Consider the following 361-nt stretch of genomic DNA (forward strand, 5'->3'; position numbering starts at 1 on the left):
GTGGGCTCCTCTTGAAGAGTTGGGCACATATCCATCGGATGCCCTACCGCCATACAAATTTCACAAGGCCTTTCCTTTTGCACATTACCTACAACAATTTGACAAACAAGAGAAGTTAAACTAGCAATTTTCTATTCAAGGGAAGAGACATTTACCTCATGTACACCTTTTGAAGGGGTGTCAAGCCTAGTGCCAAATTGTTGAGAATTGGCCGCCATATTTGCAATCAAATTCCTTGCGGCTTGAGATGTCTTATCCACCAATGCTCCACCACTTGAGGCATCAATCATGCTCATGTCCCTGTACAAAAGACCTTCATAAAAATATTGGATTAGTAATTGCTCACTAATCTGATGATGGG

The 361-nt window shown here is 41.8% G+C and carries 1 protein-coding gene; it reads right to left on the reverse strand.

Annotated features, from left to right (window positions below; translation table 11 throughout):
- Positions 1-131 precede the first annotated feature (131 nt).
- A partial coding sequence (locus EIZ48_RS31730) for a hypothetical protein (RefSeq protein ID WP_205298672.1) occupies positions 132-361 on the reverse strand: 230 nt, incomplete at its 5' end.

It is taken from the genome of Photobacterium alginatilyticum (genome assembly GCF_009910675.1).
GTDB lineage: Bacteria > Pseudomonadota > Gammaproteobacteria > Enterobacterales > Vibrionaceae > Photobacterium > Photobacterium alginatilyticum.